Origin of the sequence: Nonomuraea sp. NPDC050663, from assembly GCF_044456985.1 — a bacterium.
Lineage (GTDB): Bacteria > Actinomycetota > Actinomycetes > Streptosporangiales > Streptosporangiaceae > Nonomuraea.
The window spans coordinates 833,032-845,990 of record NZ_JBITGL010000001.1 but is presented as its reverse complement, the minus strand read 5'-3'; the positions used below and the strand labels follow the sequence as shown (position 1 = coordinate 845,990).

Genomic DNA, 12,959 nt, shown 5'->3' with positions numbered 1-12,959 from the left:
TCCTACGGATAGCCTGACCTGGTGCGGTTCGGAGTGCTTGGTCCACTGGCGGTGTGGGCGGACGACGGCCGGCCGCTCGCCGTGGCCGAGACCAAGGTCCGCGCGCTGCTGGCCGACCTGCTCATCCACGCGCCCCGGCCGGTGCCCGCCGAGATCCTCATCGAGGACCTGTGGGGCGACGACCCGCCGCGCAACGCCGCCGCGGTGCTGCAGGCACGCGTCTCGCAGCTCAGAGGGGCCCTCGGCGACCGCGGGCTGGTGGTACGACGGGCGGGCGGATACCAGGTGGCCGCCGGATGGCTCGACGCCGCAGAGTTCGAGCGCCTGGCCGCTGCCGCCCGCGCCGCCTCCGAGCTCACCGCCAGGGCCGACCTGCTCGACGAGGCGCTGGGCCTGTGGCGCGGTCCCGTGCTGGAAGGGCTCGACTTCGCCGTGCCGTACGCCACGCGGCTGGAGGAGCTGCGGCTGACGCTGATCGAGGAGCAGGCGGAGGTACGGCTGGCGCTGGGCAGGGCGGTCGAGCTCGGCGCGATGGTCGAGGCGCACCCCTTTCGCGAGCGGCTGCTCGCGCTGCACCTCAGGGCGCTCGACCGGGCCGGACGGCGGCACGAGGCGCTCACGGCGTTCGACGGATTCAGGGTACGGCTGGCCGGCGAACTGGGCGTCGACCCCGGTCCTGAGCTGCAAGAGCTTCACCTGGCGATGATCCGGCAGGAGCCCGCCAGGACGAACCTGCCCGCGCCGCTGACCCGGCTGGTGGGACGCGACGCAGCGGTGGAACGGGTCGGGAAACTGCTCGGTCGGGCGCGACTGGTGACGCTCGTCGGGCCGGGCGGCGTCGGCAAGACCCGCCTGGCGCTGGCCTCGGCCACCGGGCAGTCACCCTCCTCCCCCGACGGGGTTTGGCTGGTCGAGCTCGCCGCGGCCCGCACCGCCGCCGACCTCACCCGGTCGATCTCCGCGACGCTCGGCATCCGCGACGACATCCCCCTGACCGACGCCCTGCGCGACAAGCGCACCCTGCTGCTCCTCGACAACTGCGAGCAAGTGATCGACGACGTCGCCGAGCTCGCCCGCACCCTGCTGGCGGCCGCGCCGGGACTGAGGATCCTGGCCACCAGCCGCCAGCTGCTCGGCCTGCCGGGCGAGGCCAGATTCGAGGTCGAGCCGCTCAGCGAACCCGCCGCCGCCGAGCTGTTCGCCGAACGCGCCGCCGTCGAACCGGGCGGCATCGTCGCCGAGATCTGCCGCCGGCTCGACTGCCTGCCGCTCGCCCTGGAACTGGCCGCGACCCGGGTGCGCGCCCTCGGGCTGGAGGAGCTGGCCAGGCGGCTGGACGACCGCTTCGCCACGCTCAGCCCCGAGATCCGCGGCCTGCCCGCCCGGCAGCGCACCCTGCGGGCGGTCATCGACTGGAGCTGGGAACTGCTGTCGAAGGCGGAGCGTGCGGCGCTGCGCCGGCTGTCGGTCTTCGCCGGGGGCTGCACGCTGGAGGCAGCCGACGCGGTCGGGGTCGGAGCCGAGGAGCTGGCGCGGCTGGCCGACCGGTCGCTCGTGGCCGTGGGGCCAGGGCCGCGCTACCTGCTGCTGGAGTCGATCCGTGCCTACGCCCGCGAGAAGCTGGCCGACTCGGGTGAGGAGCCGCGGATCCGGGAACTGCATCACGCGTATTTCGTCGGCCTGGCCGTACGGGCCGAGCCCGAGGTGCGCGGGGCACGGCAGCGGGAGTGGCTGGCGCGGCTCGACGCGGAGACCGCCGACTTCGGCCTCGTGCGCGACGCGCGGCTGGCGGACGCGCTGGCCTGGTACCGGCACCTGCGGGGACGCCTGGTGGAGGCGCGCGACGCGCTGGCGGAGTCGGGAGGCGACCGCGCCTGGCTCGCGGGCATGTCCACGGCCCTGGGCGAACCCCCGGACACCCTCGCCACGGGCGGCGTCAGGGCCTCGTGGTTCGCCGTGCACGTGCGGTGGGCCTACGGCGACTTCGCCGCGAACCTGCGGCGCATCGAGCAGGTGCTGGAGCGCGCCCGCGAAGAGGGCGACGCCTGGACCAGGGCCGCGGCCCTCGCCACCCGCTCCCACCTGGCCATGGCCCTGGGCGACCTGGCCGCGAGCCGCGCCGACGGCGAGCACGCACTGGCCGCCTTCACCGAGCTCGGCGACCGCTGGGGCCAGCTGGAAGCCGCCGACTCCCTGGCGATGCTCGCCGAGATCGGCGGCGACTACGACCAGGCGACCAGACTGCGCGAGGAAGGCCTCGAACACGCCGAGGAGCTGGGCCTGTGGCCCGCCGTGGCGTTCAGGCTCGCCGCCCTGGGCCGCGTCGCCCTGCTCACCGGCGACCTCGACCGGGCCAGAACCCTCCACGAGCGCGCCGTCCACCTGGCCACCCGCCAGTCGTACCGGTCGGCGCTGGAGTTCTCCGAGGTCGGCCTGGGCATGGTGGCCCGCCGCCAGGGACGGCTCGACGAGGCCGAGACCCGGCTGCGCAGGTGGCTGAGCTGGCTCGACGACGTCAAGGGCCTGGCAGGCACCGCGTTCCTGCTGGCCGAGCTGGGCTTCGTCGCCGAGCAGCGCGGCGACGCCGTCACCGCCACCCGGCTGCAGCTCCAAGGCCTGGCCGCCGCGGAGGCGACAGCCGATCCGCGCGCCGTGGCGCTGGCGAAAGAGGGCCTGGCCGGGGCCCGTTCCCTCGCCGGAGAGCCGGAGGAGGCGACGAGGCTCCTGGCCGAGGCGGAGGCACTGCGCGCCTCCGTGGGCGCGCCGCTGCCACCGGGCGAACGGGGAGACGTGAACCGGACCCTCGCCCGTCTCGCCGATCACCCTTCCGCCGAGGACGACCGCCGGCGCAAGCCAGCGGGCGCGTGACCGTGCCAGCGGTGGAAGGCCCGGTTCCTGGGGCGCGGTGGGGATGGTGTCGTGTTCGAAGGTCGGCCCCGTGGCCCGTGTGGACATCGCTGGGTCAACCGCTTCCACAACGAAGGCTGCGACGGACGGCGTGAGCGGCGGAGCGGACCACGCCTCAGCTCACGTCGCGCTCTTCACCACGTCGCCCCGCACGCGCCATGCCCCCGTCACCGGCAATCCGATCCGTGCCACCCAGCACAGCACGCATCGCTACGAGCATCCGCATCACTGCGCTTCCGGCCGCAGTTCACCCGCCCGCACTGCCATGGACGGCCAGCCGCCCATCAGCCGAGTGTTACCAAGTTCATGACCAAGTACATCGAGCGCGACGTAGTCGCGGCTCCCCCTCGATGCGAGAGGCCAGACGACCCCTTGCGCGCACGATTACCCCAAGACCCCGTCGACCACGGCAACCATGCGGGGTCCGGGGCGGCAGCCCCGGCTGGGGGTCTTGGGGGGCTCGGCCCCCCAAAGGAGGGGAGCCCGACCCGCCTGGCGCGAAGCGCCCGAGGAGGGAGGACCTTGCCGTCAGAGGATGGGGAGGTCGTACACCCGCCGCACGCTGCTCCCCGTCTGGCTGACGTCGGTGCCGTAGATGTGGATCGACACCCCCACCTCGTCGCTGGTGTTGATCACCGAGTGGATGTCCCCGGGCGGTGCGAAGCCGCTGACCTCCCCCGGGCGGTTGTCCGCGCGCCCGATCTCCACCAGGTGGTCACCCATGTCGCGGTAGAGCGTCTCGTGCTCGTTCCCGCTCAGCACCCCGAAGGCGCACCACGACAGGTGGTCGTGAATCACGGTGCCCTGCCCGGGTCGCCACACCACGGCCACGATCGAGAAGCCCGCCTCCGCGTGGAGCGCGAACGAGTGGTAGCTCTCGGCCTTCCCCACCCGCTCCTCCTCGGTGAGGATGTCGAGCCCTGGAAGGTGGGCGCGCAGGAAGTCGGCGACGGCGAAGGCGGTCTCGCGCTCGGGCCGGCCGGTGGCGGCGATGCGGCGGACGCCGTCGGCCAGAGTGGTGAGGCCGGGGCGGGTCAGGGTCGCGACCATATTCATGGTTTCCCCCTAGGGAATAGAGTTTTATCTCCTTCCCCTCTTACACTGCTCCACGACCTACCTATAGGTCCAACAGAAGTATTTGGGGTTATATATAGATATGCTTGATGTAACCCGGCTTCGCGTCCTGGTCGCCGTCGCGCGCCGGGGTTCGCTCACCGCCGCCGCGCGCGACCTGCACTACTCCCAGCCCTCCGTCAGCCATCACCTGTCCCGCCTCGAAGCCGAGACCGGCACCAAGCTGCTGCAGCGTGTCGGCCGGGGCATCCGGCTGACCTCGGCGGGACGCCTGCTCGCCGAGCGCGCCGCGGAGATCATCGAACGGCTCGACGCCACCTCCGAGGAGCTCGCCGCGCACGTCGGGCTCAGGTCGGGCCGCGTACGGCTGGCGGCCTTCCCCTCGGCGCTGGGCACGTTCGTCCCGGAGGCCGCGCGCCGCCTGTCACAGGAGCATCCCGGGCTGCGCCTGCAGCTCACCGAGACCGAGCCGCCCGAGGCCCTGCGCCTGCTGCGGGCGGGGCGCGTCGACGTGGCGGTCATCTTCCGCTACGACGACACCGAGCCGGAGGACGGCGACATCCGCATGATCCACCTGCTCGACGACCCGAGCTACCTGATCGGCCCCGGCTCCGAACTGTCGGGAGACCTGGCCGACCACCGTGACGCCGACTGGATCGCCGGGTGCGACCGCTGCCGCAGCCACCTGCTCGACATGTGCGCGCGGGCCGGGTTCGACCCGTCGATCTCCTTCACCAGCGACGACATCGTCGCCGTCCAGGCGCTGGTGGCGGCCGGGCTGGGCCTGACCGTCCTGCCGGGCCTGGCGTTGCAGGCGCACCGCCACCCCGCCGTCGGCATCGCGCCGATCCCGGGCTCGACCAGGCACGTCTACGCGGCCGTGTACGGCGAGCCGCCCGACCAGCCCAGCACCGCGGCCCTGCTGGAAGCCCTCCGCATAACCCGTTGACGGCGCTTCTACGCTGGTGACATGCCGGATCTGACGACTCTCGCCCTGTTCTGCGCCGCCACGCTGGCGCTGCTCGTGGTGCCCGGCCCCGCCGTGGTGTACATCGTCACCAGGAGCGTCGCGCAAGGCAGGGCCGCCGGCATGGTCTCGGTGGCGGGCATCCACGCGGGCTCGATCGTCCACGTCGTGGCCGCCGCCCTGGGCATCAGCGCCCTGCTGGCCGCCAGCGCCACCGCCTTCACGATCGTCAAGGTCCTGGGCGTGGCCTACCTCGTCTACCTCGGCGTCCGCGCGATCGTCAAGCGCGACACCGCGGACCTGGTGGAGCTGAAGGTGCACTCCAAGAAGAGGTTGTTCTGGGAGGGCTTCGTCGTCAACGTGCTCAACCCGAAGACCGCGATCTTCTTCCTGGCCTTCCTGCCGCAGTTCGTCGACACCGCCCACCCGGTGGCGCCGCAGATCGCGCTGCTGGGCGCGGTGTGGATCGTGCTGGGCCTGGCCTCCGACGGCGCCTTCGCGCTGCTGGCGTCGGCGCTGGCCGGCAAGCTGCGCGGCTCGGCCAGGGCCCGCCGCCGGCTCAACGTCGGCAGCGGGCTGATCTACCTGGGCCTGGGCGCCTACCTGGCGACCTCCAAGAGCTAGGCCGCCAGCGCGTCAGAGCAGCTTCTCCTCCTCCGCGTAGTGGCAGGCGACCGGAGCCGTGGAGCCCCGCCGTACGAGCTCCGGCGCCTCCTCGACGCATCTGGCCCGCTCCTGCTCCGACAGCGCCGCGAACTTCGGGCATCTGGTCCTGAAGCGGCAGCCCGACGGCGGGTTGACCGGGCTGGGCACGTCGCCGGTGAGCAGGATGCGCCGCCGCGTGCGTTCCAGCACGGGGTCGGGGATCGGGATGGCCGAGATGAGCGCCTGGGTGTAGGGGTGGGCGGGCCGCTGGAAGAGGTGGTCGGCGGGCGCCACCTCGACGATCCGCCCCAGGTACATGACCGCCACCCGGTGCGCCACGTGCCGCACCACCGACAGGTCGTGCGAGACGAACAGGTACGACAGTCCCAGCTCGTCCTGCAGGTCCTTGAGGAGGTTGAGCACGCCCGCCTGGATCGACACGTCCAGTGCGGAGACCGGTTCGTCGAGCACGAGCAGGCGCGGCTTGAGCGCGAGCGCCCGTGCCACGCCGATGCGCTGCCGCTGCCCGCCCGAGAACTCGTGCGGGTAGCGGTTGCCGTGCTCGGGGTTGAGCCCCACCAGAGACAGCAGCTGTTTGACCTGCGAGGGGTCGTAGCGGCCGTGGATGCGCAGCGGCTCGGCGACGATCTCGCTGACCGGCATGCGCGGGTCGAGCGAGGCGTAGGGATCCTGGAAGATCAGCTGCATGTCGCGCCGCAGCGGGCGCATCCGCGAGCGCGACAGGTGGGCGATCTCGGTCCCGTCGAAGGCGACGGAGCCCGACGTCGCGCGCCGCAGGTTCAGTACGGCACGCGCGGTCGTGGTCTTGCCGCAGCCCGACTCCCCCACCAGCCCCAGCGTCTCGCCCTGCCGTACCTCGAAGGAGATCCCGCAGACCGCGTGCACCTCGCCCGTCTGGCGCCTGATGAACCGGCCGGAGCGCACCGGGAAGTGTTTGACCAGGTCGCGCACCACCAGCAGGGGTTCGCCCGGTGCGGCGGGTTCGGCCAGGACCGGCGGGGTCGCGTGGACCTGCCGTTCGGCCGGCACCTCGGAGAAGTGGCAGGCGGCCCGCTGCCCGCGCGCGGCGACCACGCGCAGCTCGGGTTCGTGCTGGTGGCAGGTGGTCTCGGCGAGCGGGCAGCGGGGGGTGAACGGGCAGCCGGGCGGCAGGTTGATCAGGGACGGCGGCGCGCCCTTGATCGGGGTCAGCCGGCCGCGGTGGCCGTCGAGGCGGGGCACGCCGGCCAGCAACCCCCTGGTGTACGGCATGCGCGGATGGCCGAAGACGTCGTGCGCGTCCCCGGTCTCGACCAGTTTGCCCGCGTACATGACCGCGACCCTGTCGGCGTGCCCGGCCACGACGCCGAGGTCGTGGGTGATGAGGATGAGCGCCGCCCCGGTCTCCGTGCGCGCCCGTTCCAGCGCCTCCAGGATCTGGGCCTGGACGGTGACGTCGAGTGCCGTGGTGGGCTCGTCAGCGATGATGACGTCGGGGTCGTTGGCCATGGCGATGGCGATGACGACCCGCTGCCGCATGCCGCCGGACAGCTCGTGGGGGTAGCTGTCGGCCCGTTCCGCGGCGTGCGGGATGCCGACGATCTCCAGCAGCTCGATCGCCCGCGCCCTGGCCTTGTCGGCGGGCATGCGGCGGTGCGCGAGCAGGGCCTCGGCGACCTGGAAGCCGACAGTGTAGACCGGGTTGAGCGCGGTCATCGGGTCCTGGAAGATCATGGCGATCCGTTTGCCGCGGATGTCGCTCATGTCACTGTCGCCGAGCCCGATGAGCTGGCGGCCTTCGAAGCGGACGGCTCCCTCGATCCTGGCGCTGCGGGGCAGCAGCCCCATGATGGCCCCGGCGGTGACGGACTTGCCGGAGCCGGACTCGCCGACGATGCCGAGCGACTCGCCCTGCCGTACCTCGAAGGAGACGCCGCGCACGCCGCGGACGACGCCGTCGTCGGTCGGGAAGGAGACGCTGAGGTTGTCGACTTCCAGCACTGCTGTCATGCGCGGACCCTTGTCTGCCGCGGGTCCAGCGCGTCGCGCAGCCCGTCGCCGATGAAGTTGACCGTCAGCGCGATCAGGATGATGAACAGGCCGGGGAAGTAGAACAGCCACGGCCGGGTCTGCACCGCGGTGCGGGCCTCGCTGACCAGGATGCCCAGCGAGGTGTCGGGCGGCTGGACGCCGAAACCGAGGAAGGACAGCGCGGTCTCGGTGAGGATGCCGATCGCGATCAGGATGGTCGCGGCGACGATCACCGGGCCCATGGCGTTGGGCACCAGGTGGCGGAAGATGATGCGGGCGTCGCTCGCCCCGAGCGCCTTGGCGGCCTCGACGAACTCCTGCTCGCGCAGGGAGAGCACGACGCCGCGCACGATGCGCGAGACGTTGGCCCACACCAGGCCCGCGATGACCATGGAGATCATCCACCAGGAGCCGCCGCTGTTGGCCGCCAGCACCGCGGCCACCGCGAGGATGGGCAGGATGATGACGAGGTCGGCGATGCGCATCATGACGCTGTCGACCCAGCCGCGGAAGTAGCCGGCCACGGCGCCCCAGGCCGTGCCGGCCGTGGTGGAGATGAGCGCGATCAGCAGCGAGATCTTGAGCGACTGCTGGGTGCCGCGCATGACCATGGCCAGCAGGTCCTTGCCGTCGGTGCTGGTGCCGAAGGGGTGGTCGAGCGACGGCGGCGCGGAGTTGTCTGGCGTGGAGGTGTAGTAGGTGTACTTCCACAGCAGCGGGCCGACGAAGGCGAACAGCACGATCAGCACCAGCAGCACGAGGCTGATCACGGCGGCGCGGTGGCGCAGGAAGCGGCGCAGCGCCATCTGCAGGCCGGTGCGCTGCTCGACCGCGAACTCGTGGCCGGCGGTGACCGTGGCCGCGGTGAGGTCAGTCATGGCGGATCCTCGGGTCGAGCCGGGCGTAGAGCAGGTCGGCCAGCAGGTTGAAGACGATGACGACCACGGCGGCGACCAGGAGCCAGGCCATCACGAGGTGGATGTCCTTCGTCCTGATCGCGTCCAGGAGCAGGCGGCCTGCTCCCCGCCACTGGAAGATGGTCTCGGTGACGACGGCGCCGCCGATGATGCCCGACAGGTCCATGGCGGTGACCGTGGTGAGCGGGATCAGCGCGGTGCGCAGCGCGTGCCTGGTCATGACCGTGCGCCATCGCAGGCCCTTGGCTCGCGCGAGCCGGACGTAGTCGGAGTTGAGCACTTCGAGCATCGAGGCCCGCTGGTAGCGGCTCCACGAGGCGAAAGTGATCATCGCCAGCGCGACGGTCGGCAGGATCATGTGGCCCAGGGCGTCCATGATCTTGTCCCAGGCGCCCCCGGTCACCACGACCGAGCGCTCGCCCACGGTGTAGAAGATCTGCGCCCCCAGGTTCTGGTTGGCGAAGACCCCCGCCTCCTTGAGCAGGACGGCCAGCCAGAAGCTGGGCATGGCCAGGAACAGGAAGCCGAAGAAGGTGGCGGTGTAGTCGGTGGCGGTGTACTGCTTGACGGCGCTGATCACGCCGATGACGACGGCCAGGACGAGCGCCACCAGCATGGCCACCAGGACCAGGCGGAAGGTGACGGCGAAGCCGGAGAAGACCTCGGCGCCGATGTCGAGATGGCGGTCGACGGCCGGGCCCCAGTCGCCGGTGACCAGGCCCGACAACCACAACCAGTAGCGGGTCAGCAGCGGCTGGTCCAGGTGGAGGCGGATCTCCTCGGCTTTGATGGCGTGGTCGGGCGGCGGCGGGTTGAGCAGCCGCATGTTGTCGACGGGATTGCCGGTCAGGGCGACCATGACGAACACCACGAGGGTGGCGCCCAGGATCACGGGTAACGAGATCACGAAGCGCCGCAGCGCGAAGGCGAGCATGGGATCTCCTTGCCGGCGGGGGCGCCCCGAGCACCCCCGCCAAGAAACTCACTGGGCGAGCAGACCCCATTCCTGGGTGTTGTAGACCGGAGCCTGGCCGGTCGGGTTGTTGCGGACGTTCACGACGTCCTTGTTGACCGCGATCGTGGTCGGCTTCAGGTAGAGCGGCAGTACGGCGTAGCCTTGCGCGAACTGCTCCAGCGCCTGGTTGAGGGTGGCACTGGCGGACGCCTCGTCGGGCGTGGTCGCGGCCTCGGCGAGCAGCTTGTCGATGTCCGCCGTGCCGTACTTGGAGAAGTTGCTGGCGCTCTTGGAGCCCCAGTTCTGCTGCGCGGAGGAGAACGTCTGCAGCGTGCCGGTCCAGCCGAAGATGATGATGTCGAAGTCGCCGCCGATGAGCGTGCCCGACAGGTCGTCGGTGGGCTGCACCCTGATCTTCACGCCCAGCGGGCGGACCTGCTCGGCCAGCGCCTCGACCATGGTCTTCCGTACGGCGTTGCCGTTGGTGTAGCGCGTGCGGAACTCCGGCACCGGCTTGCCGTCGGGCGTGATCAGGTTCTCGCCCTCGATCTTGTATCCGGCGTCCGTGAGGATCTTCTTGGCCTCGTCGATCTTGCCCTGGCCCGCGCCGGTGGCGGTGATGACGTCCTTGTAGTGCGGCGAGACGCCCTCGAAGAGGTTGTAGTTGTTGAGCGGCGTGATGCCGGGCGCGAACTGGCCGACGGTCTTGTCGATCAGCGCCTGCCGGTCGACCGCGGTGAAGATCGCCTGACGCAGCGCCTTGTCCTTGAGGAAGGTGTTGGAGGTGTTGATGTCGAAGTGCTCCCAGCCCAGCCCGGGACCCACGTAGTGGTTGGAGTTGGTGTCGGCCTGGAGCTGCTTGATCATGTCGACCTGCGGCTGCGGGTAGATCGCGTTCACCTCGCGGTTGGCCAGCGCGGTCGGCAGCTGGGGCACGTCGGTGATGATCTTGAAGATCAGCCGCTCGAGACTGGGCTTCTCGGCGCCGAACCACTTGTCGTTGGGCACGAAGACGAGCGAGTCGCCCTGCTTGTAGCTCTCCAGCTTGTACGGCCCGGCCGACCAGGTCGGCTGCGTCTTGCCGAAGAAGTCGACGGCCTTGGCCAGGTTCGCCTCGTTGTCGAGCGCCCCCACGGCCTTCTCGGCGACGTGCGAGGGGAACAGGCGCGGCGCGATGAACAGGCCCTTCCAGTCGGCGAAGGGCTTGGCGAGCTTGGCGGTGACGGTCTTGCCGTCGGAGCCGACCTCGAGCGAGGTGATCTGGTCGTAGCCGGACTGGGTCCACGGGCGGCACTTGGCCGGGTCGCAGTCCTTGCCGTTGGCGATCTTCCAGACGAACTCGAAGTCCTTGCCGCTGATCGGGGTGCCGTCGTTCCAGACGGCCTCAGGGCGGATCTTGTAGACGATCGTCGTGGGATCGGTCAGCTCGGCCGACTGCATCAGGTCGGTGTTCAGGGTCATCTCGGGCTTGGCGTTGGCGAAGAACACGCCGGTGTTGACCGGGGCCAGGGCCTGCGCGGTGTAGAGCAGGTTGCCGCCGCCGTCGTTGATGTTCCAGTTGTTCCAGCCCTGCTCGAGGGCGTAGACGATCTGGCCGCCCTGCTTGCGCTCACCCTTGTTGCAGTTGGCGGGGTCGGACGGGCAGTTCGCGAAGCCCTCGCTCACCGCCTCGGGCTTGTCACTGGCCTGCCTTGTGGGCGTGGCCGTCTGCTGGCCCGCGCACGCGGACAGGGCCAGCAGGGCGACGGCGGTTAACGCAACACTTCGTGCCTTTCGTAGATCCATTGTGGATTGCCCCCTTCAAGGTGCCTTTCTTCACCCAGCATGAAGGGGATCCACTTGGAGAAATATGATGGATATGTCACTAAATATCCTGATCCTGTGACACTCTCCCGTCAGCTCGCGGCCTCGGCCGTTTCACGCGCCCAGCGATAGTCGGCCTTGCCCGCGGGCGAACGCAGCATCTGCTCCACGAACACGTACGTGCGCGGCACCTTGTAGCCCGACAGCCGCTCCCTGCAGTGGGCGTCGAGGTCCTCCTTCGTCACCTCGACGCCGGGACGGGGCTCGACCACCGCCGCGACCCGCGAGCCCCACAACTCGTCGGGCACCCCCGTCACGACCGCGTCGAAGACCGCCTCGTGGCCCTTGAGCACGGCCTCCACCTCCTCGGGGAAGACCTTCTCCCCGCCGGTGTTGATGCACTGCGAGCCCCGGCCCAGGATGGTGACGATGCCGTCGTCGTCGATCGTGGCCAGGTCGCCGGTGAGCAGCCAGCGGGTGCCGTTCTCGTCGGTGGCGAAGGTTTTGGCGGTTTTCTCCGGGTCGTTGTAGTAACCGAAGGCAATGCGCCCGGACTTGGCCATCGTGCCCATCTGGCCCGGCCCGACGGGCTGCAGTTTTTCGTCGAGCACCGCGATATTCGAGGTCGCATTGGGCTGATATTTCAGGCCCTTTTCCGGAGTCGATCCCGGAACCCCCGACGCCGTGTACCCGGATTCGGTCGATCCGAAATTATCGAGGATCATGACGTTGGGCAGTAACTCCTGCAGCCGGTCACGCACCGCGCCCGACAGGATCGCGCCCGTCGAGCTCACCACCATCAGCCCCGACAGGTCGTAGCTGTTGCGCTCCAGCGCGTCGGCCAGCGGCCTGGCCATCGCGTCGCCGGTGATGTTGACCGTCAGCACCCGCTCACGCTCCACCGTGCGCCACACATCGTCGGCGTCGAACCGCCGCACGTAGGCGATCGCGGCCCCCATCCACCACGCCAGGAACGTCCCCACCTGCGCCGCGCCGTGCATCAGCGGGGGCGCCGCCAGCATCACGAACGGGTTGGCGGCCACCGCGGCGTCAACCACCTCCTGCGGCGTCGCGCGCGGCTCGCCGTACGGGTTGCCGCCGCCGAAGGCCATGAACAGGTCCTCGACGTGCCACATCGCGCCCTTCGGCATGCCGGTGGTGCCGCCGGTGTAGATGATGTAGACGTCCTGGCCGGAGCGGGTCTCGAAGTCCCTGACCGGCGAGGCGGCCGCCAGTGCCTCCTGGTACGGCACGGCGCCCTCGTCCTGCCCGCCCACCACGACCCTCGTCGTGATCTTGGGCGTCAGCGACGCCGCCACCCGGCCGGCGAACTCCACGTCGTAGACGAGCGCCACGATGTCGGAGTCCTGGTAGAGGTAGCGCAGCTCCGCCTCCACGTAGCGGTAGTTCACGTTGATCGGCACCGCGCGGATCTTCAGCGTCGCCAGCAGCGTGGCCACGTATTCGACGCCGTTGTAGAGCTGCATCCCGACGTGGTCGCCGGGCCGTACCCCCTGGGCCAGGAGGTGGTGGGCCAGCCGGTTGGCCTCCTCCTCCAGTTCCAGGAAGGTGCGCCGGTCCTCGCCGCAGACCAGCGCGGTGCGTTCCCCGATCGTGTCGACCAGCCCCTCGAACATATCGGCGTGGTTGAACTCCATCG

9 protein-coding genes are annotated in these 12,959 nt (G+C 70.5%); 3 read left to right on the top strand and 6 right to left on the bottom strand.

The window, feature by feature from the left end; genetic code table 11:
- Positions 1–21 precede the first annotated feature (21 nt).
- Positions 22–2,868: a BTAD domain-containing putative transcriptional regulator gene (locus tag ACIBH1_RS04050; RefSeq protein ID WP_397312066.1), complete on the top strand. Its 2,847-nt coding sequence runs from the start codon at positions 22–24 to the stop codon at positions 2,866–2,868.
- A 567-nt stretch (positions 2,869–3,435) separates the two neighbouring features.
- On the opposite strand, the gene ACIBH1_RS04045 is transcribed toward ACIBH1_RS04050, so the two are convergent.
- Positions 3,436–3,963, bottom strand: coding sequence for a cysteine dioxygenase (locus tag ACIBH1_RS04045; protein ID WP_397312065.1), 528 nt, complete (start codon positions 3,961–3,963; stop codon positions 3,436–3,438).
- Between the two features lie 100 nt (positions 3,964–4,063).
- On the opposite strand from ACIBH1_RS04045, the gene ACIBH1_RS04040 reads away from it, so the two are divergent.
- Both ACIBH1_RS04040 and ACIBH1_RS04035 read left to right on the top strand, forming a co-directional pair.
- A complete protein-coding gene (locus tag ACIBH1_RS04040) occupies positions 4,064–4,930 on the top strand; it encodes a LysR family transcriptional regulator (RefSeq protein WP_397312064.1) in 867 nt (288 codons plus the stop codon).
- Between the two features lie 21 nt (positions 4,931–4,951).
- Positions 4,952–5,572, top strand: a complete 621-nt coding sequence (locus ACIBH1_RS04035) for a LysE family translocator (RefSeq protein ID WP_397312063.1) — start codon at positions 4,952–4,954, stop codon at positions 5,570–5,572.
- Between the two features lie 12 nt (positions 5,573–5,584).
- Here the strand turns inward: ACIBH1_RS04035 and ACIBH1_RS04030 are convergent, their stop codons facing one another.
- From ACIBH1_RS04030 to ACIBH1_RS04010, 5 genes are all read right to left on the bottom strand, one after another.
- On the bottom strand, positions 5,585–7,603 hold the full coding sequence (locus tag ACIBH1_RS04030) for a dipeptide ABC transporter ATP-binding protein (RefSeq protein WP_397312062.1): 2,019 nt from the start codon (positions 7,601–7,603) through the stop codon (positions 5,585–5,587).
- Positions 7,600–8,502, bottom strand: a complete 903-nt coding sequence (locus ACIBH1_RS04025) for an ABC transporter permease (protein WP_397312060.1) — start codon at positions 8,500–8,502, stop codon at positions 7,600–7,602. Before ACIBH1_RS04025 ends, ACIBH1_RS04030 begins: the two co-directional genes overlap by 4 nt.
- A complete protein-coding gene (locus tag ACIBH1_RS04020; protein ID WP_397312059.1) occupies positions 8,495–9,475 on the bottom strand; it encodes an ABC transporter permease in 981 nt (326 codons plus the stop codon). Before ACIBH1_RS04020 ends, ACIBH1_RS04025 begins: the two co-directional genes overlap by 8 nt.
- A 48-nt stretch (positions 9,476–9,523) precedes the next feature.
- Complete coding sequence (locus ACIBH1_RS04015; RefSeq protein WP_397312058.1) at positions 9,524–11,281, bottom strand: ABC transporter family substrate-binding protein; 1,758 nt, start codon at positions 11,279–11,281, stop codon at positions 9,524–9,526.
- Positions 11,282–11,391: 110 nt separating this feature from the next.
- On the bottom strand, positions 11,392–12,957 hold the full coding sequence (locus tag ACIBH1_RS04010) for an acyl-CoA synthetase (protein WP_397312057.1): 1,566 nt from the start codon (positions 12,955–12,957) through the stop codon (positions 11,392–11,394).
- Positions 12,958–12,959: the final 2 nt, after the last annotated feature.

Excerpts from the sequence above, each read along its gene's own strand:
- ACIBH1_RS04040 (WP_397312064.1), top strand. The coding sequence starts at position 4,064 with ATGCTTGATGTAACCCGGCTTCGCGTCCTGGTCGCCGTCGCGCGCCGG.
- ACIBH1_RS04020 (WP_397312059.1), bottom strand. The coding sequence starts at position 9,475 with ATGCTCGCCTTCGCGCTGCGGCGCTTCGTGATCTCGTTACCCGTGATC.
- ACIBH1_RS04035 (WP_397312063.1), top strand. The coding sequence starts at position 4,952 with ATGCCGGATCTGACGACTCTCGCCCTGTTCTGCGCCGCCACGCTGGCG.
- ACIBH1_RS04025 (WP_397312060.1), bottom strand. The coding sequence starts at position 8,502 with ATGACTGACCTCACCGCGGCCACGGTCACCGCCGGCCACGAGTTCGCG.
- ACIBH1_RS04010 (WP_397312057.1), bottom strand. The coding sequence starts at position 12,957 with ATGGAGTTCAACCACGCCGATATGTTCGAGGGGCTGGTCGACACGATC.
- ACIBH1_RS04045 (WP_397312065.1), bottom strand. The coding sequence starts at position 3,963 with ATGAATATGGTCGCGACCCTGACCCGCCCCGGCCTCACCACTCTGGCC.
- ACIBH1_RS04015 (WP_397312058.1), bottom strand. The coding sequence starts at position 11,281 with ATGGATCTACGAAAGGCACGAAGTGTTGCGTTAACCGCCGTCGCCCTG.
- ACIBH1_RS04030 (WP_397312062.1), bottom strand. The coding sequence starts at position 7,603 with ATGACAGCAGTGCTGGAAGTCGACAACCTCAGCGTCTCCTTCCCGACC.